Here is a 22595-nt window from a genome sequence, read left to right on the forward strand (position 1 = left end):
GTGACAAGGCAAGCACAGGTCTTGGCGATCGTCTCGACTACCTCCCTTGACTGAGTCCCTCGTCGAACGTCGCCACATCATGGTCGCGCCGCATGGGAGTTGACCACCTCACATCAGTGTTGTCATCATTGATGACAACACTGATGATTGAGAGGGTGGGGCGAACATGGCCGTGTGCAAGGGCCGGGCGGTGCGGTTGTCGCCGGAGCTGATCGTGGAGGCGGCCGTGCGGATCGCAGCGCGGGCGGAGCCGGACGGGCTGACCGGACGGGTTCTGGGGGAGGAACTGGGGGTGGACCGGTCGGCCGTGTGGCGGCATTTCGCGGACCGGGACACGCTGCTGCTGGCTGTGGGGGATCGACTGCTGACCATGGCCGTGGAGCAGGTGCCCGACGGTCTGGGGCCACGGGAGGTGCTGCAGGAACTGGCCCGCTCCCTGGTGGAGGTCTTCGAGGCCCACCCGTATGTCGGTGCGGCCGTTGCGTGCCGGACCACCCGCGGCCCGGGGGAGTTCGCCGCGATGGAGATGATGCTCGCGGCGCTGGAGGCGATCGGTCTGGAAGAGGGCAGTGTCGCCCGGTACCAACGGATGCTCGCCGACACCGTGTTGGCCTATGCGGGCATGCGTGCCGGGTATGCCGCGCTCCCGCAGGAGGTGCGCGCCGCTGACGAGCATGCCTGGGCCGGGGCGTACGCCACCATCTCCGCTGAGCGCTATCCCGCCATCACCGCGCACCTGCCCCACCTGGCCGCGCAGGACGACGAAGCCGTCTTCCAGACGCTGATGGAGGCGTTCTGGCTGGCCGTCGACGCAACCGACCGCACCACCCCCAAGGACGACGCCGATGCCTGACCACCACCCTGCCGTGGAAGGCGCCGACGAGGCTGTCGACACGGACCGGAAAGCCAGCGGCCCCGAGCCGGCAACGGACCACGGGCCCGCTTCCGCCGCCGTTCCCGACACCCGGGTGGCCGCACCGAGCGACCGCACCATGGCCGCCTCGCGGTCTGCGAAGCCACGGGCACGGCGCGCACTACGGCGCACCCTCATCGCACTGCCGGTGGCGCTTGGCTTGCTGGTTGCCGGCTCCTACACGGCCACCGCGCTGCTCGACATCCCCTCCCCGCCCACACTGGCCCAGCTGCTGACCACCGAGCCCTCGCGGCAGGGTGACCTGTTCGCCACCCGCACGATCCCCGCCTCGGCCGCACCGGCACCTCTGTCCGTCCACAACGAGCGGCTTCCTGCCACCGTGCCATGGAAGGGCGGGCGGATACCGACCGAGCAGTTCCTGGTCACCACCCACACCAACGCCTTCCTCGTCCTCAGGGACGGCCGACTGACCCACGAGTGGTATCGCGACGGGGTGGGCCCCGCCACCCGCCTGTCCTCCTGGTCGGCCGCCAAATCGGTGGTGTCCCTGCTCGCCGGGCAGGCCATCGGGCAGGGCAGACTCCGGGAGAGCGACCGGCTGGTCGACATCCTGCCCCGGCTGAAGACGGGCGGGGCCTACGACGCCATCACCGTGCGCGATCTGCTGGACATGACCTCAGGGGTGGACGTTCCGGAGAACTACAACGAGTACTACCCGCTGACCGGCACCGCCCGGATGTACCTCACCCGTGACCTGCCCGCCTTCACGCACGACCATCGCGACCTGCAGTTCCCGCCGGGCAGCCAAGGCGCCTACCGCAGCATCAACACCGAACTCCTCGGCCAGGTCCTGGCCAAGGTGCAAGGCCGACCGCTGGCCGACCTCCTGGCGGACAACATCTGGGCACCGATGGGCGCACAGGACAGCGCCACCTGGAACCTCGACCAGGACAACGGCGACGAGAAGGCGTTCTGCTGCATCAACGCCACCCCCCGCGACTACGTCAAACTCGGCCAACTCGTCCTGAACAACGGCCGCGCCCAAGGAAAACAGATCATCCCCCCGGCATGGATCAAGCGCATCGCCACCCCAGCACCCCACAAAGTCGACGGCTGGGGCTACTCCGCGCAGTGGTGGCATCCCCCCGGCGGCAACGGCAAAGACTACTCCGCCCTCGGCGTGTACGGGCAGTACATCTACGTCGACCCCGTAACCAGGACCGTCGTAGTGAAACTCAGCGACTACGGCGACCAGCAAGACGAACAGGAGACCTTCGACTCCCTGCGCGCCTTCGCCCAGTCCGGCTGACCCGTCCCTGCCTACCTGCCAGGGATACCGCACCTATCTGCGCGAGTTCTTATGCAAAGATCGGGGCGCTTGGGAGCGGAGAATCAGCTGCACGCCACCGTCGCCAAGAACGCCCGCCGGGCGAACCCGGCGCTGCCTGGCGACCTGGTGGCGACGCTGGTGACGCCGGAGGGCAGGCGGCATGCACAGCTGGAGCGGCCGCGCTGGCCGCCGACGCGGACAACGGCACCGCGTTCGCCCGCGGGCCTCGCGGCCCGACCTGTCACCTTCTCCCCTGCCCCTGCCCCTGCCTGCTGCCGCTTGGACCTGTTGCGCCTTCCTCGTTGGTCCTCGGCCGTCAGGCGCTCGTCGCAGCTCCGCGTGCGTCGATCGTCAGCGGCAAGGAGCAGACTCGCTCGTGGAGATCGGCGCCCCCGGCCACCGGGGTGGCAGCCAAAGCGGCGTCCAGGCGGGCCAGTCGGACTCGGGCGGTTGAGCGCAGCCGGGCAGGCGGGATGCGGTCCAGCACGTCCAGGGCGCGTTGTGCGGCATCAGCCAGTTGTCGGGCGGCCTCGGCCTGGGCGAGGACCAGGGTGGCAGCTGCCCATCCCGGGGTTCCCTCCGCGGCCCTGCCTGCGGAGGCTTCCGCCTGGGTGACAGCTTGGTCGGCGCGGTCGAGGGCGAGGTGGGCTTCGGCTTCGTGGAGGGCGTATTCGGCGGCGTCGAAGCCGAAGCGGCCCGGTGCCCAGCCCACCGCGTCGGCTTCCAGCTCCTGGGCTGCGTCCGCGAGGGCGGTATCGGCCTCCTGTGCGCGGTTTTGTGCGGCCAGGGCCGGCAGCTGTGCCCAGGCGTACAGTTGGGCGCGGGCCAGGCCGGCCGGCGCATGTTCCAGCCCGCGTTCGGCGTGCGTGAGGGCGAGGGCGAGCTGTCCTGTGGCGCGGGCCACCATGCTCTGGGCGCCGCAGGACCAGGCTGTGAGCCGGGCGTCTCCGGTGCGGGTGCCGTAGGTGAAGGCGGTTGCCAGGTGGGCGCGGGCGCCGGTGGGATCGTCCAGGTGGAAGGCAAGGTTGCCCAGCAGGGCGGAGAGCCAGCCGACGCTGCGTCGCAACTCAGCCGCAACCGGCTCCGGAGCGAGGTGTGTAGTGAGGGTGTCGGCCAGCAGGCCGCGGGCCGTGCGCACCTCGCCGAAAAGGGTGTGGGATGGGTGCCTGCTGCAGTTGAGGGCATAGTGCTCGACGGCAGCCTCGGCCAGTTCGGCGACGGCGCTGTTGCCGGCAGGGTCGGCGAGCAGGGCGAGGTGGAGGGATTCACGGACGGCCGGCAGACCGGCGGAGGTGGTCATCACCACCACCCTTTCCTTCGCGGGTTCCTCGCACGCTTCGACGTCGATCCGACCGTATCGGATCGTCGCTGCTAACCCGAGATGGTCGAAGGGATCATCACCGGAGCGGTTGAGGCCGAGCTGGAGGGGGCGGGCGCCGTAGGCGCGGCAAAGCATGGCGGTGTACTCAGTCCCGGGCCATTCACGCGGATCGTGCTCCCAGCGGCACAGCATCGACTGGGAGAGGCCGGGTGCCAGGAGGCCGTCGCGGCGGTAGAGGTCGGCGATCTGGGCGATGGTCTGGGCTCTGGACCAGCCCAGTGCCAGGCGCCAGGCTTCCAGGGCGGTGACTTCGGGCAGGGCGTTGCGGATCGCGGTCACGGTCCGCTCGGTGCTGTTGTGCTGGCGTTGGCAGCGCATGCGGATCTGCGCAGCCTCTTTGACGATCATGGCGCGGTGTGAGCGGGTGATCGTGGCCATGCGCATCCCCCGGCAGTGGAGCGGTCAGCCCGCTTCACGGTAGCCGAGCTGAGTGCGGTCAGGCAGGGTGCCGCATTGCGGATGCCTCGCAATGTCTGGCTATGTGGCGGGCAATGAACTGCTGTCAGGTGGCGCGGGACGCTGTGGTGCAGCCGGCCGGAGTGCCGGGAAGATCTCCTTGTTGGAGGCAGTGATGCCGCAGCACAGCACTTCATCCACCGGAGCCGGGAGCGGTCTGGTCCGCGCGCGTCGGCAGATCCAGGCCGCCCGTGCCCGGGGCGCGACGCCCTCCGACGGCGGCGGCACTGGTCGCTCGGACGGCATGCTGCCGCAGCACCGCTATGCCGTGCCCGTCACCACCCGTCGGCACACCGTCTGGCAGCGCACCCACCCCGTCGAGCTGCACCAGCGACTGGCTGAAGGGGCCTCCTTGGTGCTCGATGCGGTCGACGAACTGCATGAACCGGTCGCCGACCTCGCCCAGCAGCTGGAGAGCTGGCTGCGTACTCACGTCCAGGTCAATGCCTATGCTTCCTGGACTGCCCGGGAAGGGTTCGGCACCCACTGGGACGATCACGACGTCTTCGTCGTCCAGGTCGAGGGCGCCAAACGCTGGCGGCTGTACGGTCCCACCCGCCGCGCGCCGATGCACCGCGACCTTGCCCAGCCCGAGCCCCCGCCGAAGCGGCCGGTCGCCGAGCTAGTGCTGGCGCCGGGGGACGTGCTGTATGTGCCGCGCGGCTGGTGGCACGCGGTCACCGCCGACCAAGGCGCCCCCTCCCTGCATCTGACCTGCGGCCTGACTCCGCATACCGGAGCCGACCTGATCAGCTGGCTCTCGGAGACCCTGCGTGGCAGCGAACTGGTGTGCGGCGACGTGCCCTTGCATGCCGGCGCCGAGGCCCAGGCGGTCTACGTGCAGGCGGTGCGCAGGCATCTCGTCGCTGCTTTGGAGGAGCCAGGGCTGTTGGCGCGGTTCGCGGCTGCCCGGGACGGTGAGGATCTCGGCCGGCTCCGCCCGGCCCTCCCCCACCTCGCCGGCGTTCCTGCTGATCCGGAGCCGGCTGTGCGGCTGACCACCGGCCGGGCCCGGCTGACCGATGCCGTCGGCTACCACGGGGAGCGGCTCGCCCGCTTCATGGCGGCGGGTCAGGAGATCGACTTTGATCCGGCGGTCGCCCCGTTGCTGTGCCGGCTGTTGGAGGGCGGCTGGGTGCCGCTCGCCGAGCTCGCGGCGCTGGCGGGCCTGACGGTCGCGGAGGCGGCGGCGGTGGCCGGGGAGCTGGTGGCAGCCCAGGCCGCGACGGTCCGGGCGGGCCGGAGGTGAACGCGTCCTTGGCGCGGGGAACCTACCGGCTGCGGGAGGTGGCCGCCGGGATCCTTGACGTCGAGGCCGCCGAGCGCGGGCACAGCCTGGCGGCCGGGTATGTGCGCTGGCAGGTCGAGCGCAACCGGGCCACGCTCGGCAGGTCCTGCTTGGACACCGTCTTCCTGCACAATCCGGAGCGCATCGGTGACCGGGCGGTGCTGCCGTTCGTGCTGCGGGAGGCGTTCGCGGTGTTGGAGGAGGCCGTCGCGGCCGGGCAGGTGAGAACGTATGGCGTCGCCACGTGGTCCGGCTTCACCGACCGCTTCTTCACCATCCCTCAGCTGGATCGGCTGGCTTCCGAGGCAGTCGGCGGCCGCGAACACCACCTGCGAGTAGTGCAGTTGCCGGTGAGCGTGGTTCAGGCCGAGCCACTGGAGCAGGCCCTTACTGGCCATGGTCCGATCGCTGCGGCGGCTGAGCGGGACTGGGAAGTCTTCGCCTCCGCGCCGTTGCATGGTGGGAGCTGATCCAGGCCGCCACGGCGGAACTCGCGGCGCTGCTGCGGCCTGGCCTGTCCCCCGCGCAGGCCTGTCTGCTGGCTGCCGTGTCCTGCCCGGGGGTGATGCGCTTGCGGCAGTCCTGAACACAGGCAATCCAGTTCATGTCGCGCTGCGAAAGCAAGTACCGCACCTCAGCGTGCGAGCGCGCTGCGCATGCGGGTACGGGACCGCCTACTTCGCACTCGACACGAGCAAGGTGAATCCGGCGCCCACCGGACCCAGCGCTGTCGTGGCGGCCGAAGCGCAGCTCGTCACCGAGGCTGGCGAGTACCCCGGTGAAGTCCTGGTTTTCACACAGGGCGGCTATCTGTCGTGGTGGGAAGTCTGCTCATGGGGCGACAACATCGAGGTGACACTGGCCGCCGCGCGTCGTTGGCTGCAGCCACGCTCTTGATCCCGATCGGCCGGCGCCCGACCCGACCGACATCACGAGTTCAAGTTCAGTAGCTCTGCGCTCATAGTGCCCGGCCCTGCGGTTGATGGCCTCGGCCACGACCGTCGCGCGGTCAGGCCGACTCCTGCGTCAACTCCTCTATCCGAGCAGGCAGTTCAGCAACCGGTTCCGGGCAGGGCCATGGGCAGGCGAGGTCCTGGACCGCCGGTCGGCCGTCCGGTCGAACCCACGACCGGCGAACGCCGTCTTTCGCCCTCCCTGTCCGATCCGCTGTCAGTTCCTCTGCACTTTGAGTCAACTTGGCAGCCTGTGAGTCCCGATTACCGGCAGAGAGGTTGTCGTGTTCGCGGCGAAGTCGTTTACTGCGGGCAGCAGTTGAGACTCAAGGAGGCGCACCAGTCTCATGATCAAGAGGATAGTCGCCCTGACGGCACTTGTCCCGGCCATGCTGGGCCCTACGGTCGGCATCGCTTCGGCGCACTCCGCGCCGCCCGCGACCGCGGCTGTGGTCACCCTGACCTACGACGCGAGCGGCGCCGGTCAGTGGGCGGGCCCGATCAAGCAGGCCGTGAAGAACTGGAACGACGCGGTGCACAACGTGCGACTGGTGCCGTCGAGCACTCCCGGCTCGGCCGACTACGTCTACGAGGCGACCAGCGGCTGGCCGCAGGCCACGTTGGGGCCGATCTTCCCCGGCGGCAACGGTGACGTGCAGCTGGGCCGGCAAGCGGTGGACGAGGGCTACGACGCGACCCGGATCGCGGCGCACGAAACCGGGCACATCCTTGGGCTGCCCGACCACTACAGCGGCCCGTGCTCGGAGCTCATGTCCGGCCACGGCCCCGGCACGTCCTGCACGAACGCCAAGCCGGATGCGGCCGAGGTGGCGCAGGTCGAGAAGAACTACTCCGCCGGCACTCCGGCGATGCGCCCGCAGCACCACCAGGTGGTGATCGACATCTGGTCCGGCCGGGTACCCACCGCCTCGCGCTGAACGGCCAGCGGCACGCCTGTAGCGGGCCGGTCAGCTGCGGCAGAGGGGTTCGCTCTCTGGAGCTCGGGCGCCGTCGAAGATCATGTCAACCGGATCGAGATGGCCAAGCGTCAGACGTGATGTTCGGTCGAGCCGGGTCCGTCCTCCTGCGCAAGCGAGTCCTGCTGGCACCATGAAGGGGATGTCTGTTCATAAGTCGATCCGGACCGGCCCAGCTTGAACACCGTAGGTGATCAGTGCCGTCAAAGGAGTCGCGAGGTCGCGCGGGGAGAACAGGTCGGAACCGGCGTGAGAAGCGATCTCGCGTGGATGCCACCACTTCAAGATCACTGATGTTCCGCGGCGAGCTGGTCGTCGGACAGGGTCCCGCACGGCTTGAATTCGGCGATGTGTACGAGGAAGTATTCGTTGATGACGCTGTCGTAGCCCTTGGCATGTCCAGGAGCCACGACTTCCTGGTGCCAGACGGGCGGTGGGTCGGTCGGGGCGGCAAGGCCGCCCTCTTCCTGCAGCTCGCGGCTCAGCGCGGCAAGCGGCGTCTCGCCCGGCGAGATCCCTCCACCGGGAGCTGCCCACACCACCGTTCCTGTCGGCTCTGAATCGCGAACCGGCAGAGAAGGATTCGCTGCCGAGCAACGGCCCGGTGACTTCCCCCCAGTTGATGCCTGCCCGCTGGAATCTGTCGTCCGAAGTCCGCCTTCGCGCATGTGGGCTGCGCCGGCACATCAGCACACCTTTAACGTACGTGCAGCCCCGCCGGTGGCCCAGGAGCGCCTCTGCCCGCCACGGTGGCGGAGGGAGGCTGTCAGCCCCGTTTTCGGACAGGAGATGCTTGCCCCACGCCTCCAAGGCGGGCGTAGGTTGGACCGCGTTGATCATCTATCCGGGGGATAACGTGGCGGGACGGGATCTGCGGGCGCTGTTCAGCACCAATGACCGTGACCTGACGGCTGCGGAGATCTTCACCAACCGGCATGCGCAGTGGGGGCTGGTCGCTGCCGTGCTCGCCGCGCACATGCGGCACACCGCCGACTCGGCCTTCGACGCCGAAGATCTTGGGGTGCCCCGCAACAACGTGCTCGTCTTCCACGGGGCGGGCGGCGTCGGGAGGTCGACGCTGTCCCGCAAGCTCGAAGCGACGCTGGCCGGCGCCGAGGACCGGCAGGCCCAGTGGGGCGAGCCGGTTTGGCCCTCAGGGCGCCTGCTGCCGGTACGGATCGATCTTGCCCGCTCGGCGGGAACCGACTTCGAACGCGTCGTCCTCAGCATCGGGGCCGCGCTCACCGAAATCGGCTTCCGTGATGGCGACGACGTTTGTGTGGCACAGGACGGCGTCCGGGTACGGGACCGGGCCGAGTTCAGTGGGGATCGTTCCGTTGCCGTGCAGGCGGATGGGTGCGTTGGCGATGGCGAGCCAGCGGTCGGCTTCGTGGGTGAGGAGGGGCCGAAGCGGAAGGACCTCGACAAGGCCAGGTGGGCGCCGTCGAAGGTGGGCATGAGGTCAGGGGCGCACAGCGGCCACCAGCTCGCCGGTTGTCACCACCTGGGCGAAGCCCCCGCCGTGCAGCGAGACGGCACTTGCCCGGGCCAGCTCGTCGGCCGTCAGGTGCCAGCCGTTGGGGCCGGTCAGGTCGAAGGTGTGGGTGGCGTCGAGGGCGACCAGCATGTCGTAGCCGAGGTTGCCGCCCATGCGGGCGGTGGTCTCCACGCACATGTTGGTCTGGATACCGGCCAGTACGACCTGGGTGATGCCCGCTGCCTTGAACCAGTCGTCAAGGTCGGGGGTGCCGTAGAACGCCGAGTTCACGGACTTGGTGACGAGCAGCTCCGGTCCGCCGCTCTTGCCGCGCCGCTTTTGGACGTACTCCTTGAAGTCGTTGCCGTCGTATCCGGGCCGCAGTGGCGAGCCGGGCTTGTCGGAGTCGTGGCGTACGAAGACGACCGGTCGGTCCGTGTCCTGCCAGGCGGCGATCAGGGAAGCGATGTTCTCGTCGGCGGCCGGGTTGTTGCGCGGGCCCCAGAACTCCGATGCGTCGAAGGCCTTCTGCACGTCCACCACTACCAGTGCGGCGTTCTGTGTGATCTCCATGCCCACGATCCTGTCGCCGGGCCCGGCTGGTTCACAGGAGGTGGAAAGACAGCGATCGATGGTTTACTGCCACGGTGACGCAACCGGCCCCCGCCCACCGCATCGCCCTGCTCGCCTTCCCCGGCATCCGGGCCTTCGACGTCTCGGTGATCACCGAGGTGTGGGGTGTGGACCGCACCGACCGCGGGGTGCCCGCGTTCGAGCTGCGCCGGGTGGCCGCCGGTCCCGAGCCGGTACCGATGCGGGGTGGGCTCGCGTTCACACCGGACCGCACCCTCGCCTGGTTGCCCCGCGCGGAGCTGATCCTGGTACCGGGCCTGGACGACCATGTCACCCGGGCGCCTGAGCCGGTGCTCGCGGCGCTGCGTCGCGCCCACCTGCGGGGCACCACCATCGCCGCGCTGTGCGGTGGAGCGTTCACACTCGCCCAGGCGGGCCTGCTGGACGGCCGCCGGGCGCTGACGCACTGGGCGCTGGCCGATCAGCTGCGGATCCGGCACCCGCGGGTGCGTGTCGAACCGGACGCCCTGTTCGTCGAGGACGGCAATCTGTGGACGTCCGCCGGCACCGCCGCCGGCATCGATCTGTGTCTGCACCTGGTGCGCACCCTGCACAGTGCGGAGGCGGCCGCGACGGTCGCCCGATCCATGGTCACCGCACCGTTCCGGACCGGCACCCAGGCCCAGTTCATCGACCATCCGACCCCGCACGCCGACCGTGACGCGGACGCATTGGCTGAGGTACGCGCCTTTGCCCTGGCGCATCTCGACAAGCCGCTTACCGTGTCCGCGCTCGCCGCCCGTGCCGGGATGTCGCCGCGCTCCTTCGCCCGGCACTTCGCGGCGGCCACCGGGACCACGCCGCTGCGCTGGCTTGTGGACCACCGCATCGCGACGGCCCAGAAGCTCCTCGAACGCACTGACCTGCCCATGCCTGAAGTCGCCCGCCGGTCCGGTTTCGGCAGCGAGGTCACCATGCGCCAGCACTTCACCTCCCGCTTGGCGACCAGTCCACGCGCCTACCGCACCGCGTTCGCCGAGCGACCGCCTTGTGGGCAGGCTCGTTGATCGCGGGCCCGCCACGACGCTCCCCGGGGCCGGCTCAACGGCTCACGGGCCGGCGCAAGGACTCATCAGCCCACTGTCCGGTAGGCCGTGAGACCGGTGTCCTCCTGGGTTTCAGTGATGCCAACGTAGTTGTCCAAGACGTAGGGAGCGATGCCTGGCGCATCCTCCTTGTCCTTGCCGGTGCCGGCGTCGAGGACAACAGGGCCGTTGCTGGTGGTGCCGTAGATCAGTCCTTGGCGGACGAGGGTGACCTTCGGCGCGACCCTGCTGGCGGGCTCGTCGGGCAGCTTCCAAAGTTCCTTGCCGCTCTTGGGGTCGTAGGCGGCGAGGGCCTTCTCCAGTCTGCTGCCCGAGCACACGGTGGCCGAGAGACCGTCGTACGCGCAGTCTGAACCGGGCGAGCCCGCGGGGAGCATGCGTCGCACTTTGCCAGTGGCGGCTTCGAGGAGGTAGTTCCGTTCGTCGGCGTTGTGCGCGTACTCGGACGTCATGACGGAGTCGGGCCCTGCCACGTCCAGCCCTGACGGCGAGGGGTCCGCACTCTCGCGCGGGGACTGCCAAACCTGCCGGCCACTGGCCCCGTTCAAGCCGACGACCTGGTCGTCTCTGCCTTCCTCGCCCGTAATCGCCACCACCGTGTTGCCGGCGACGACAGCGCCCGTCCGGTACCAGCCGTCGGCGGCCCACGCCTGCTTGTGGCTCTTGAGGCTGACGCCGAAGATTTTGCCGCGTGCGAAGACAATGACTGTGTCGCCGCTGCGACCGATCACATGAGCCTCGTCACGGTCATCGCCGAAGTCGTCTTCCTCGGCGAGCTTGATCTCCACGAACCACGACTTCACGGCCCTGGCTGTGTCGGTCGCCATGAGCTCCACGACGTCATGCCCCTTGCTCGTCCCAGAGCCCCGCACCTCGGTCACCAGCGCATTGAGGGCCCACGTTGTGCTGCCCTCGGAGGTGATGAGCGGCGCCTCGGCGGGGTTGTCCCCGATGAGCCCGCCGAGGTCCTCCAGCCTTGTGACCGGTACGTGTTCGGGTCGGATGAGTGCTGACTTGCTCGCCTTGAGGCCGTCGAAGACCTCCAGCCCGTCGGGCCGGGCGATAAATGCCACACCCTTGTGCAGCGCCACTGGCAGCGGGAGCCGCACACCGGCGATAGCCACCTTCCCCGCACCCGCCGAATCGGGAAGCGCTATCGCCCTTGTCCTTGAGAACCTCAATGGCGCAGGGAAGCCCTTGGGCCTGTGCGCAGACGCGGGCGCACGCTTGCCGCTTGTCCCTCCTTTGCCCGTCCGGTCCTCCGCCTCCCCTCCGGAACCGCACGCCGATAGAACCAAGGCGAGCACTGCGATTGCCGTACCGCATCGGACAGGCCGCTGGGCGCCCATGAAGATCCCTCCCCGTCTCCCCATCAAAAGTGACAGTCAATCACCTGGGGCCGGGATTCGCCCGCGCGTCACGAGTCAAGGTCGCACACAGCGTCCGGTACGTGGCGGCTCAGCCGGCCGATGCCATGTCGGCCCGAACCTCTGGGTCACGATCGCCGGAAAGCCAGATGCGTGCTGCCCGCGGCCGAGGACGAGAAGCCGCCCGCGCGCCGTACGCAGGCCGGCAAGTGGTGAGGAATTACGAGGTCGCTGCCAGTTCTACGAGCGTGGCTTTGTTGATGAGAACTGACCGCACCGGTAGGGGAGATGGGGAGGCGTCGGCGGCGCGTCGTGTTCGGTGTTCATGCGGAACGACAGCCCCCGGCGCGGCGCTCCGTCGCAGGGTCTCGCCTCGGCAAGCTGAGATGAGGCCCCGAGGAGCTCTGCGTGGTGTTCCGACTCCTTGGCATCCGGCTGCGGACACCGCGCAAGAAACCGTTTGGCGGCCCACCGCGGCCACTGCTACGTTTTCGGAGGCCGTGCGAGAGAACGAGGAGGTGGTACCCGTGAACGCAGTATCGACATGGGTGCTCCCCTTCGGGGTCACGGTCGGGCGGTAGGTCGTCCGGGAGCGCCGTTCAAGCGCACTCCCGAAAGGCACGACCATGCACTTCACTTCTGAGCAGCGTCTCGACGGCGGTGTCCTCGAGCGCGAATTCACTCTCGGCGAGATCCCCGGCATCCTGTGGACGCCGGCGGCCGCCTCCGCACCGGCGCCGCTGATCCTGCTCGGCCACCCCGGCGGACTGCGCACGATGTACCCCCGGCTGGCGGCGCGGGCCCGGCACGCTGCGGCGGACGGCTTTGCCGCGGCCGCCATCGAGCTCCCCGGGAGTGGTGAACGGCCCCGTTGGGCCGCTGCCGAGCGGGCCCGCGCCGACCTGCGCCGGGTGCTGGAGGCCGGCGAGCCGGTCGGCGACGAGATCATCGACGCCCTGATCCTCCCGCTCGTCGAAAAGGCGGTCCCGGAATGGCAGGCCTTGTTGGACGTCCTTCTGTCGCTGCCCGGGATCGGCGGGCCGGTCGGGTACTCGGGGGGAGTGATTTCCCTCGGCGTCCGGCTGGTGGTGGTCGAGCCGCGTATCTCGGCCGCCGTTCTGTTCGCCGGGAGTTTCGTCCCTCGCGCCATGTTCGAGGAGGCCCGCCAGGTCGCCATTCCGCTGCACGTCCTGCTGCAGTGGGACGACGAAGGCAACGACCGGCAGGCGGCCCTGGACCTGTTCGACGCCTTCGGCTCCAAGGAGAAGACGCTGCACGCCAATCTGGGCGGGCACACCGGCGTCCCGCAGTTCGCGGGGGACGCCGCGGCTCAGTTCTTCACCCGGCACCTGAAGTGAAGCCGCACCTGAAGTGAAGCCGGGACGTCAGGCCACCGGCAGACGGTGCGGCGGGGCCCAGGCCGGCACGGGCCACCGCTGACACCGGATCGCGTCGCCGAACGGTGCACGTCCACGAGCCGGGCCCCGGGGGCGTCATGACTGTCCCTGGGGCCGGTGGTGAGTGTGCGGGTCGGTTATTCGCTCAGCCCCACCACTCCCCAGCCCCGCCGGGCGGCTTCGGTCAGGACGCGCCCCCAGTCCTCCAGCAGGCCGGTGAAACCGTCGAAGTCGCCGACCCAGCCCGTGGGATCGGCGGCATGCTCGGTGAACGCTCCACGCAATCTGCCGAGCCGGGGCCGCATCCCCTCCCATGTCGCGGCCAGTTCCCGCACGGTGTCCGGCGAACGAGCAAGCAGCAGGCCGTAGGAAACTTCGGGATCGTCGCAGAAGAAGCCCGGATCGGTGTACTGCGCCTGTCCGTCCGCCCCCTCCCAGATCAGCCCGAGCAGCAAGGAGTCCAACTCGGTCCGCAGGTGCGGGTCGGCATGGTCGCGGAGGGACTCCCACCGCTCCCCGGCCCAGAAGTGCGCCTTGAACGAGCCGCAGGTGTGCCGGAACTCGTAGACGGCGAAGTAGGCACCATGGGGCCCCCGCGGCCATTCCCAGTCGCCCTCGATCCCCAGCGCATCGTGGTCCCACAGCCCCGTCTCGTCCGCATACCAGGCATCCCTCAAACGTGACAGCCGCTCCCGGGACGGCACCGCCCCCAACCATGACCAGTCGACGATCATCACGGTGATATCCAGTCCCATGGGTGTGAGGCTACTGAGCAGTGTTCGGGGGAGCTGCACGCCTGCGTGGCCGCAGCGGCGAGAGCGTGCAGCGGGGCGAGCGGCCGCTTGCCGCTGCGATCGGACCCGTAAAACGCGGCCTGGAACGCCGTCGCGGGCGGGGCTGCTCTGCTCGCCGGGGCCGCCCTCCTTCATCGATAGCGATGGCCAACCGTCAGGGCGCCCCCGGACAGCGCCGACATGTTGGGTCTGACAGGCGTGCCGGCCCGCGCCTGCCCTGCCCATGCCCATGCCCCTGTGTGGCCGCGTGCTGTGCGAAGGGCGGACTCTTGCGGTGGCGTGGCCTCGGCGTCACGTCCGGCGCGTCCTGCCGGGGCGGTCTGCTGTGGTCTCTCAGCTTGTTTTTTAACCTCCGGCTGTCCTGGCTCATCGATACCTGAGCGGTCTCATTGAAGTGGGATCGTGGTCGAGCCCACTGCTTCAAGGAAATGCTCAAGCACCCAGGGCGAGGAACTGGCGGGCGCCGCGCAACGCGGTGTGCAGCTTGCGCTGGGTGGCGCGACTGTCGAGGCGGACATCGAGCGCCCCGGGAATTGCGCTATTGGCCCGCAGACCCGCAGGCAGTCGCGAGGCGTCGAGCCCGTCACGCTTGGCGATGAGGCTTCCGAGTTCATGACGGCTCACGGCGTCGGCTCCGGCCAGATGGTGCATGCCGTTCGCCTTGCCGCATGCGAGTTCCAGCAGGGCGGCGGCCAGGTCGGCGACGTGCACGGGGCAGCGGATGTCGTCGGTGAACAGGGCGCCGTCTCGGGTGCCGGCAGCAAGGTCGTGCACCGCGCGTACGTGCGTGGACCCCTGATCGCCGATGATCAGCGAGGTGCGAGCGATGACGGCATCCGGGTACGCGAAACGGATCCCTGTCTCTGCTGCGGCCTTCGCCGCGCCGTAGGGGGTGACAGGATCGGGAAGGCAGGATTCGTCGTAGCGGACGCTGGCACCAGAGAACACCGCGTCGCTGGATACATGGACTAGGCGGCAGCCGTACTTCGCCGCAGCCATCGCCAGACGGACAGGGCCTTCGGCCGTGACCGCCCAGTCGGATCCGCCGCTCGTCGCGTTGACGACGAGGCACGGGGCGGCCGTGGCCACGACGGCTTCGACACGCTCGGGATCCCGCAGGTCAAGCGCGTGCCACGTGACCTCCGCACTGCGGCCGGGCCTGGTCGCGAAGATCGCGACCGTCGCGTGTCCGGCCACGGCCGCCTGGCGGACCAGCTCAGCCCCCAGAAAACCGCTACCGCCGATGATCAGAATCGTCATGACGTAACACCGTAGGGGGCCCTCCTGCCGCTCCAACTTCGATGAGACTGCTCCAACTTCACTATTGGTTTTCTGGGTCGAAACGCACCTCGAACTAGGCCGCTCACGTGGGAATTCTCCGGACGTTGAGGAGGCCCTCGTCTGATCATGTGCCCCGACCAGGGTGAACGTGATCACGACGAAGGCCGTGAGGGTGAGTCTGCTGCCTGAAGCTGTTCCAGAGGAGGCGTTCGCGGAAGCGTCACGCTTCCGGAACGAGTTGTACTCGTGTCTGAGTGTGCGGGGCGATGAGCTGTTCGAGCTGGCGGACGCGGTGTTGTGTGCTCCGGGTGCGGTGCACTCAGCGGTGGAACTGACGTTGCTGCCCGAGCACCGGCGTGGGCACGGGGCGATGTACGACGGCATCAATCAGGGCCGGATTGAAGCCGACCGGCTGCGGCAGGTGCTGGCCGGTCTGCCGCTGCCACGGTTCCCGGACGGGCGCCTGGTGCTGGCAGTGGATGTCTCGCCGTGGCTGCGGTCGGACGCGCCATGCTCGCCGGACCGGCTGTTCTGCCACGTCTACGGCCGTGCGAAGACGGCCTCTCAGTTCATTCCCGGCTGGCCGTACTCGTTCGTCGCGGTGCTGGAGATGGGTGCCACGTCCTGGACGCAGATCCTGGACGCGGTCCGGTTCGGTCCGGCCGACGACGCCACCGCTGTCACTGCCGCCCAGCTCCGCGACCTCGTCGAACGGCTCATCACAGCGGGTCAGTGGCAGCCCGGCGAGCCGGATATCGCCATCGTCACCGACGCCGGATACGACGTCACCTGCTTGGCCTGGGTCCTGCGGGACCTACCCATCGAGCTGATCGGACGGATCCGCGGCGACCGCGTGATGCGGCTACCGAAACCGCCGCGGGTCTACGACCCCAAGGGCGGCCGACAGCCCAAACACGGCGGCGAGTTCATCTTCGGTGACCCCAGTACCTGGGGAACCGAACAGGCCGTGACGACCACGGGCACCCGGCTCCACGGACAGGCAACCGCGCAAGCGTGGGACCGGCTCCACCCTCGGCTCACTCGTCGGGCGGCCTGGCTCGACCACAACGGGCCGCTGCCCATCATTGAGGGCACCGTCGTTCGCCTGGTCGTTCAGAAGCTGCCCAGCGGCGGGGTCAAAAGCCCGTCTGGTTGTGGTGGTCGGGCACCGGAGCCACCGAGGCGGACGTCGATCGCTGCCGGCAGTCCTTCCTCCGCCGCTTCGACATCGAGCACACATTTCGTCTGTTCAAGCAGACACTCGGGCGGACCAAGCCCCGACTCCGCAGCTCGGAAGCAGCCGACCGGTGGACCTGGCTGGTGATCGCTGCCTACGCCCAGCTCCAGCCGGCCCGCCCGCCGGCCACCGACTTGCGACGGCCCCGGGAGAAGCCAGCCGAACCGAACAGACTCACACCCGCCCGCGTCCGCAGGGAGTTCAGAAACCTGCAGACGAAGACGGGCTCCCCAGCCGGTGCACCGAAACCGGCCCGCCCCGGGCCCGGGCGACCGCCGGGCTCGAAGAACCATCGCCCGGCCACCCAGCATGACATGGGTCGGATCCTGGCGACCGGTGAGACATACAGCCGTCCCACCCATCACAAAGTGGGAACCAAGCCCCGACGCACACGATGAATGGCCAGTTCAGACGCACGCAGGACGCACGGCCATCGCATCGACCCCCGCCGCCCGAAGCCTGCGAGCCAAGCGCTCGATCTCGGGAAGAGTCCCCGCGTAAGCCCCGGCCAGCACCCGCTCCAGCACAACCTTCACATCCGCCAGGCCGATACTCAGCTCAGCCCGTAGCACCCGCATGACCTTGGTCTTTTGCACCGGCAGGGGTACCTGCAACGCCGCTGGCCTGTGCTCAGAAAGCAGCCGGCCCCGCAGTTCATCGGGCAGGTCACGGCCACACACCGCCACTGCAAACCCGCAGGCCGAGCACGTGGACCCGACATCCCACCGCAGCGAGTCACCCACCAACGCCTGGACGCCCTGCCACTCCGCCTCTGCACCACACCCCTGGCACGCAGCGGAATACCTGACCGATTCGAAGACCGACTGCTGCACAACCCCGCCTTTCAGCAGAGACGAGGTCAAACGGCAAGGTTACGGGATGCGCAACGCCACCAACCACACCGCACACCCCCACCATTGGGCGTGAACACTCCCTCACCACCGCCTGGCGGTTCTGTTCGGAGGCCGCCGTACGCTTGGCCTGCTGGTGTGGGCCCTTCGATTCGCAGATGCGCCGCAGTCGATCTGTGTGCGGTCTATCCCGCGCGTTCCAATCCGGCGTTCTTGTGCCAGGAGTCGGTGGTCGCGACCTCGGGTTCAGTGCAAGCCACGCTCGCGCCGCGTCAGACCGAACGCGCGACCAAGGGCTTCCTGTACCGCATATTTTCCTCCCAGCATGAAGCTGTACTCGCCTGAGTCGACCTGGTGCGCACGAGCGTGGCGCAGGACTGCCCTGGTTGCCACGACGACGCCGTAGTCCTCGTGGCGCAGTTCCTCTTCGATGCCCGCAACAAGGTGGTTGAGGAACGAGGGCACATCCTCGGGCCATTCCCAGTCGTCGAGCACCCCGTCCACTGCCTCGAACACGAAGCCTTCGGGGGCGGGCTCGAAATCAAGGGTGACGTTGATGTAGGGCGCGCAATTCCCCCTCGGTACCCGCAGCACGTGAACCCCACGGATCGGGTGCGGAGGGAAGCGTCTGGGCTCGGTCACGCAGCCACGCTACAGCTCCTGCGGTTCGAACACAGGTAAGTATGTGCCCCGCACCAACGGATCCCAACGCTGCAGATTCAGACCTCATTCCGCGGCTTGGGTGACGTGAGAAACGATCTCCGATCGCCGCATCCTTCCTGGCTGGCAGCACCGCCAGGCGTACGCCACCGACCTCGGCGTTGAGCCGAGCTGCTCGGCGTACACGACGCCACGGACATCAGTAGGGCAGGTCAGACGAGGATCGCCAGGTGGCGCGCGAGGTTCGTGGATCTCCTTCGTGAAGCAACGTCAACAGTGTTCAGCCACCCACCGTTTCACGCGCCCACACCCTGCCTCCCTTCCGAGCCACTTGCGCCACAGAACACCGCCGAAAGCGGGGGCCACCCCGTCGCCTCGCCCGGCGCGAGAAGAGGCCGACCCGCCAGCCCCCGGATGTCGGACGCGCATCACCAGGTCGAAGCGGCGGCTGTGCCGGCCTCGTGCCGCAGCTCCATGACGGCTGCGACGGCTTCGAGCCAGCAGGCCACCGCGTCGTCGCCGGCCACGTCCGGCGCGACACCGGCCGCGCCGGTCAGCCATGCGCGGATCGTCTGGGCGGCTTCGCCGGGCAGGGGCTCGTCGAGGTCGGCGGCGTAACGGGTGCCTCCGCTGCGTACGACCTTGGCGAGGAAGGAGACCGAGCGGGGCAGCGCGCCCTGCCGGTCGAGGGTGATGGCGGCGGTCACGGCACCGTCACCGAACAGGGCGGTGCGGTGGGGGCCGTTGCCGCGCAGGCCGTACCGCAGGAGGGTGGGCACGTCGGTCGTCTCCAGCAGTTCGCTGTCGCTCTTTCCCGGCCGCAGGGTACTCATGGTCGCCTCGCTGATTCGAGTGGTGGTGAGGGTCATGTGACGGTGACCGTGTAGGTGATGCGTTCCGGCTTCGGAAGGCCCTCAGAGGGATGGTGGGTCGCACGGCTGGGGCAGGCGTCGAGGACGCAGTGGTACAGCACGATCCTGGTTGTGCCGGGCCCTTGGGCGTGGAACCTGAAATACAGCTTTCCGCCGCTGCCCACCATGTCGGAATCGTCCGCCTGGTAGTCCGTGCCGCGGCTGCGCACGACCTTGGGGTCCGGTTTCGGACTGGCGAGGTTCCGGTGATCTCCGGTCGACGCGTTGTACGGCACGCCGATGGAGAAGTCCTCCTGCGCCCGCACGGTGATGGATCTCTGATCGCCGGTGAAGACGGTCGAGGTGCGGGACGGAGTGGGGGCCGCAGTATGCGGAGACTGCGGCGCCGCACCGCAGCCGACGGCCAGTTGCAGCGCGCAGAGTATGGCGACCGGGTATGCGGCCTTGCGGATCACGATCTGCCTATCGGGGGACGTGGACGGCGTATACATTCGGGAGTGCGCCTGTGGATGCCTTGCCCATATGGCCGTTGATGAAGTCGTCTTCACTGACCCAAGTGGTGGTGCCCCAGGGGTTGTACACCTGCAGCATGTCGCCTTCCTGCCCGACGATCACCAAGGCGTGCGCGCTCTTGCCGTTGACGTCGATGGGGACAGGCTTTCCATCAGCCACGGACTGCTCGATGTCGGTGAGCACATCGCGACGGTCGTCAGGGCTATTCACCGTCGTGAGTTCGTAGTCCGTTCCTGTATGGGGGCTGATCTCCTTATCGGCAACCTTGTCCTGGTTCTCGATGCTCATGCCACCCCAGTTCTTCCCGCCGGGGCCCTCCTGGTGAACACGGTGCTGCTCGGCCACCAGCCGTTCGCGGAAAGCGTCGGGGTCCGATTCCTGCCCTGACTTGCCCCCGGTCAGCTCCAGGGCATAGATCGGATCGACCATGGCGCGGGCGGTCACCGTCGACGAAGCCACACAGGTTCCTTCCCGGCCGTCTCCGCCCTGGATCCACTTCTGGCCCTTGAAATCGACGTCGGCTCTGTTGAGATTCGCGCCTGACTCGTCAACTCCCAGGTCCTCCCTGCTCTCCTTGCCCGTGACGACGGGCGTGAGGTGCTCCTGGAGCCACTGCGGGTCCTTGCCGTGGATCTTCCCCTGGAACTCTTGGATCGCGTCCATGTCGTACCCGGCAGCCAGGGACTTCGTCAGATAGGCGCGTTCCTGCGGGGTCTTGGAATCGGCGAGCATCTTCTCGAACTCGGCCCGGTCCTTGGCGTTCATCTGCTCCATCCTCTGACCGGAGCGCTGCAGGTCCGTCGAGCTCAGAATCTCGTTGAGTTCGCGGGGACCGCCGGCGGCACCCGTGTCGGCCAGGGCCAGTTTGTCCGCGTCGGACAGCTCGTTGGTGGACATTCGGCCGGCGCGGGCCTCGGAGGCGTGCTTGTTCATCTCCCGCGCGGCATGCCGCGCGCTCTCGTCGGCCATGATGGCGCCCTGGAGCATGCTGATGATGCCCTCGTTGGCGACACGTTGGGCCTTTCGCAGCACCTGCTCGGAGGCTTCGTCGTCGAACCAGTTGTCCCAGGTGCCGTCCTCGTCGTCGAGAATGTAGAGCGCGTGGTTCAGCTCGTCCCGGCCGTCCTTGTCACGTTTCTTGGCGTCCTTGAGCTGATCGGCGAAGCTCATCAAGCAGATCCCCACCTCGTAGAACGCCTCTCCCATCTGGTCTGCGTCACGACCTGCCGCGGCCACGACCTCGCCGGCCTTGGCGCCGGTGGAGCCGGCCCAGGCATCGGGCAGTCCGTGCTTGGCGACCTTGTTGACGCGGTCGCGGACCTTCACCGCCGCATCGGACTGGCGCTTGTAGCGCTTGCCCAGGCTCTCGATGATGTGGGGGGAGCCGGCCGGCTCCGAGACGCCGAGGGCCTTGTTGATCTCGGATATCAACGCGTCCTTGTCGTTCGCGGAGGCGATGCCCTTCCGGTAGTTCTCCAGCTTCTCGCGGCGGTCGGTGGTGGATTCCATGGCCATATCTGCTGTCCTTCTGCCCTTACGGCTGGTACTCGGTGTCGTCGCCGCGCAATGGCGCTGCGGTGCTCGTACCCGGCCGGTATAAGCCGGCGGCGGGCGGGCGGTTCAGCCGAAGGGTGTGGGACCGGTGTGGGAGGCGGTCAGTGTGTTCACCGAAGGTGGCCCGGCAGTTGCGGCGGCTGCCGTCGTGAGGCCGGCGACGGTGTGCTCGTCCGCGGAGTGGTAGTTGGCGCTCGAGGTGCGGATTTTGTCAGCGGTCTCCTCCAGAGCACCTTTGAGGGTCTCGGCCTCTGCCTGCCATGCGGCGGAGAAGCGGAGGTACGCCGGCCCGGTGTCGGGGCCGCCCAGCTCCTCCATGCTGGAGCAGTACGGGTCAAGGATCTCCGCTTTGATGTCGGCGACCTCATCCGCCGCGATGTCCAGGCTGTTTGCCTGGGCGTCCATGCCGCCCCGCTGAACGGAATAACCGCCTCCGGCCATCCGGCTGTCCCCCGTATCCCCGGTTTTGCCCTGGTCACACCAAGGTCCTTCTGTCCTGTACATGCTAACGGGATGTCGGTGCAGCCCGATCTACCGGAACGTCGACGCAGGTCGTTTCAGTGAGCCCGAGGGAGGGTGGGCAGGGCTCCGCTGCCGCCAGTCGCCGCCGCGAACCCCCACTGGCCGGAACGCAGCGCCATCCTCTTCGACGACCGGACGGCTGGCTGGCCTTACGGGCGCCTGGATCTTCGGCGAAGAGCCCCCACCGGCCGGCTGAGCGAAGGAGCACGGGACCTCGCGCAGTGCCGCGCCGCCATGCCGGACCGACCACGACGCTCAACGGGCCAACTGCAGCGCTCAGTCACACTCAAGGAGCCCCTGCGGTACAACAAGGACTGGGTCCTGGTCCTGGACATCTGGGTCGACGGCAGCACGCCGGACTCGGTACTCGCCGAACTCTCCAAGGGCATGGGAGGCATGGACCACGAGGGCATGGGCACGGGTCATGGCGGCCACGGCATGAGCAAGCCCAAGCCTTCCGGTCCCTCCCGGATGATGATGAGCACGACGAGCGAGCTGCTCGGTGGCGACGCGGGCGATGTCGCCTACCTGTACTACCTGGTCAACGGGCGGACGGCCAAGGATCCGCAGACCTTCCGCGCCAAGCGTGGAGACCGCATCCGCATCCGTTTCCTCCACGCCGACGGCGACACCACCTTCCGCGTCGCCCTCGGCGGTCACACCATGACCTCACCCACACCGACATCTGCCCCGTCGAACAGGCGAAGACGGACGCCCTGCTGCCGGGCATAGGCGAGCGCTACGACGTCCTCGTAACCGCCAAAGACGGCGCCTCCCCGCCCACCGCCCTCGCCGAAGGCAAGAAGCAGACGGCGATGGCGATCCTGCGCACGGGCAGCGGCACGGCGCCCAAAGCCGTCCGTACGCCCCAAGGAACTGAACGGAAAGCTGTTGCAGGCCCGGCAGTTGCGGGCCGACGGCGCGGTCCGTCCGAAGCCCGGCAAGCCCGACCGGCGGGCCGCGCAAGGAGACCGCGATCGTCCTGCCGGGACAGCCCCTCCAGGTCGGCCTCGATGCCGACAACCCGGGGTTGTGGATGATCCACTGCCACAACGCGTACCACGCCCGGTCCGGGATGATGACGGTCGTCGGCTACCGGCAGTAGCCGGCCGGGCGGGTGGTTGCCGTCACC

General features: G+C 68.6%; 22 protein-coding genes and 2 pseudogenes. 12 read left to right on the forward strand and 12 right to left on the reverse strand.

Features of this window, described 5'->3' with window-relative positions; translation table 11 throughout:
• The first annotated feature begins 166 nt into the window (after positions 1–166).
• The 3 genes and pseudogenes from ADL29_RS03325 to ADL29_RS46450 form a co-directional block, all read left to right on the forward strand.
• The gene (locus tag ADL29_RS03325; protein ID WP_053922265.1) at positions 167–853 is read left to right on the forward strand and encodes a TetR/AcrR family transcriptional regulator; all 687 of its coding nucleotides are present in this window, start codon (positions 167–169) and stop codon (positions 851–853) included.
• The gene (locus ADL29_RS03330; RefSeq protein WP_211274237.1) at positions 846–2183 is read left to right on the forward strand and encodes a serine hydrolase domain-containing protein; all 1338 of its coding nucleotides are present in this window, start codon (positions 846–848) and stop codon (positions 2181–2183) included. Before ADL29_RS03325 ends, ADL29_RS03330 begins: the two co-directional genes overlap by 8 nt.
• Before the next feature lie 15 nt (positions 2184–2198).
• Positions 2199–2425: pseudogene (locus ADL29_RS46450) on the forward strand (hypothetical protein); the annotation flags it as partial.
• A 95-nt stretch (positions 2426–2520) separates the two neighbouring features.
• Here the strand turns inward: ADL29_RS46450 and ADL29_RS03335 are convergent.
• Positions 2521–3963 carry an NsdA family TPR-like regulatory protein gene (locus tag ADL29_RS03335; protein WP_157878361.1) on the reverse strand — a complete coding sequence of 481 codons (1443 nt, stop codon included), beginning with the start codon at positions 3961–3963 and terminating at the stop codon, positions 2521–2523.
• A 193-nt stretch (positions 3964–4156) separates the two neighbouring features.
• Between ADL29_RS03335 and ADL29_RS03340 the strand changes: the two genes are divergently transcribed.
• From ADL29_RS03340 to ADL29_RS03350, 4 genes are all read left to right on the forward strand, one after another.
• The gene (locus tag ADL29_RS03340) at positions 4157–5290 is read left to right on the forward strand and encodes a cupin domain-containing protein (RefSeq protein ID WP_053922266.1); all 1134 of its coding nucleotides are present in this window, start codon (positions 4157–4159) and stop codon (positions 5288–5290) included.
• A gap of 38 nt (positions 5291–5328) precedes the next feature.
• Positions 5329–5799, forward strand: a complete 471-nt coding sequence (locus ADL29_RS03345; protein WP_211274238.1) for an aldo/keto reductase — start codon at positions 5329–5331, stop codon at positions 5797–5799.
• A 169-nt stretch (positions 5800–5968) separates the two neighbouring features.
• Entirely contained in the window at positions 5969–6226 is a 258-nt protein-coding gene (locus ADL29_RS40360) for a hypothetical protein (RefSeq protein ID WP_245689120.1), read from the forward strand.
• Between the two features lie 403 nt (positions 6227–6629).
• A complete protein-coding gene (locus ADL29_RS03350; protein ID WP_053922268.1) occupies positions 6630–7220 on the forward strand; it encodes a snapalysin family zinc-dependent metalloprotease in 591 nt (196 codons plus the stop codon).
• A 326-nt stretch (positions 7221–7546) separates the two neighbouring features.
• On the opposite strand, the gene ADL29_RS44800 is transcribed toward ADL29_RS03350, so the two are convergent.
• The gene (locus ADL29_RS44800) at positions 7547–7798 is read right to left on the reverse strand and encodes an NUDIX domain-containing protein (protein ID WP_245689121.1); all 252 of its coding nucleotides are present in this window, start codon (positions 7796–7798) and stop codon (positions 7547–7549) included.
• Positions 7799–8721: 923 nt separating this feature from the next.
• A complete protein-coding gene (locus tag ADL29_RS03360) occupies positions 8722–9309 on the reverse strand; it encodes a cysteine hydrolase family protein (protein ID WP_053922269.1) in 588 nt (195 codons plus the stop codon).
• Positions 9310–9383: 74 nt separating this feature from the next.
• Between ADL29_RS03360 and ADL29_RS03365 the strand changes: the two genes are divergently transcribed.
• Complete coding sequence (locus ADL29_RS03365) at positions 9384–10376, forward strand: GlxA family transcriptional regulator (RefSeq protein ID WP_053922270.1); 993 nt, start codon at positions 9384–9386, stop codon at positions 10374–10376.
• A gap of 65 nt (positions 10377–10441) precedes the next feature.
• On the opposite strand, the gene ADL29_RS03370 is transcribed toward ADL29_RS03365, so the two are convergent.
• Positions 10442–11539, reverse strand: coding sequence for an outer membrane protein assembly factor BamB family protein (locus ADL29_RS03370; RefSeq protein WP_157878363.1), 1098 nt, complete (start codon positions 11537–11539; stop codon positions 10442–10444).
• Positions 11540–12408: 869 nt separating this feature from the next.
• Between ADL29_RS03370 and ADL29_RS03375 the strand changes: the two genes are divergently transcribed.
• Entirely contained in the window at positions 12409–13140 is a 732-nt protein-coding gene (locus tag ADL29_RS03375; protein ID WP_053922272.1) for a dienelactone hydrolase family protein, read from the forward strand.
• Between the two features lie 176 nt (positions 13141–13316).
• On the opposite strand, the gene ADL29_RS03380 is transcribed toward ADL29_RS03375, so the two are convergent.
• Together ADL29_RS03380 and ADL29_RS03385 are read right to left on the reverse strand one after the other, a co-directional pair.
• Positions 13317–13934 carry a hypothetical protein gene (locus ADL29_RS03380; RefSeq protein WP_053922273.1) on the reverse strand — a complete coding sequence of 206 codons (618 nt, stop codon included), beginning with the start codon at positions 13932–13934 and terminating at the stop codon, positions 13317–13319.
• A 471-nt stretch (positions 13935–14405) separates the two neighbouring features.
• On the reverse strand, positions 14406–15233 hold the full coding sequence (locus ADL29_RS03385; protein ID WP_053922274.1) for an SDR family oxidoreductase: 828 nt from the start codon (positions 15231–15233) through the stop codon (positions 14406–14408).
• Positions 15234–15426: 193 nt separating this feature from the next.
• On the opposite strand from ADL29_RS03385, the pseudogene ADL29_RS03390 reads away from it, so the two are divergent.
• Positions 15427–16889 (forward strand): annotated as a pseudogene (locus tag ADL29_RS03390) (NF041680 family putative transposase).
• A 9-nt stretch (positions 16890–16898) separates the two neighbouring features.
• Here the strand turns inward: ADL29_RS03390 and ADL29_RS03395 are convergent.
• The 6 genes from ADL29_RS03395 to ADL29_RS03420 form a co-directional block, all read right to left on the reverse strand.
• The gene (locus tag ADL29_RS03395; protein ID WP_211274239.1) at positions 16899–17354 is read right to left on the reverse strand and encodes a hypothetical protein; all 456 of its coding nucleotides are present in this window, start codon (positions 17352–17354) and stop codon (positions 16899–16901) included.
• A 234-nt stretch (positions 17355–17588) separates the two neighbouring features.
• Positions 17589–17984: a hypothetical protein gene (locus tag ADL29_RS03400; RefSeq protein ID WP_053922275.1), complete on the reverse strand. Its 396-nt coding sequence runs from the start codon at positions 17982–17984 to the stop codon at positions 17589–17591.
• A 446-nt stretch (positions 17985–18430) separates the two neighbouring features.
• Entirely contained in the window at positions 18431–18835 is a 405-nt protein-coding gene (locus ADL29_RS03405) for a hypothetical protein (RefSeq protein ID WP_053922387.1), read from the reverse strand.
• Between the two features lie 32 nt (positions 18836–18867).
• Positions 18868–19329, reverse strand: coding sequence for a protease inhibitor I42 family protein (locus ADL29_RS03410; protein ID WP_053922276.1), 462 nt, complete (start codon positions 19327–19329; stop codon positions 18868–18870).
• Positions 19330–19336: 7 nt separating this feature from the next.
• A complete protein-coding gene (locus ADL29_RS03415; RefSeq protein ID WP_053922277.1) occupies positions 19337–20902 on the reverse strand; it encodes a hypothetical protein in 1566 nt (521 codons plus the stop codon).
• 105 nt (positions 20903–21007) lie between these two features.
• The gene (locus tag ADL29_RS03420) at positions 21008–21346 is read right to left on the reverse strand and encodes a WXG100 family type VII secretion target (RefSeq protein ID WP_053922278.1); all 339 of its coding nucleotides are present in this window, start codon (positions 21344–21346) and stop codon (positions 21008–21010) included.
• A gap of 351 nt (positions 21347–21697) precedes the next feature.
• Between ADL29_RS03420 and ADL29_RS46455 the strand changes: the two genes are divergently transcribed.
• Both ADL29_RS46455 and ADL29_RS46460 read left to right on the forward strand, forming a co-directional pair.
• A complete protein-coding gene (locus ADL29_RS46455) occupies positions 21698–22195 on the forward strand; it encodes a cupredoxin domain-containing protein (protein WP_053922279.1) in 498 nt (165 codons plus the stop codon).
• 250 nt (positions 22196–22445) lie between these two features.
• On the forward strand, positions 22446–22568 hold the full coding sequence (locus ADL29_RS46460) for a multicopper oxidase domain-containing protein (RefSeq protein WP_425424193.1): 123 nt from the start codon (positions 22446–22448) through the stop codon (positions 22566–22568).
• Positions 22569–22595: the final 27 nt, after the last annotated feature.

Origin of the sequence: Streptomyces chattanoogensis, from assembly GCF_001294335.1 — a bacterium.
Taxonomy (GTDB): domain Bacteria; phylum Actinomycetota; class Actinomycetes; order Streptomycetales; family Streptomycetaceae; genus Streptomyces; species Streptomyces chattanoogensis.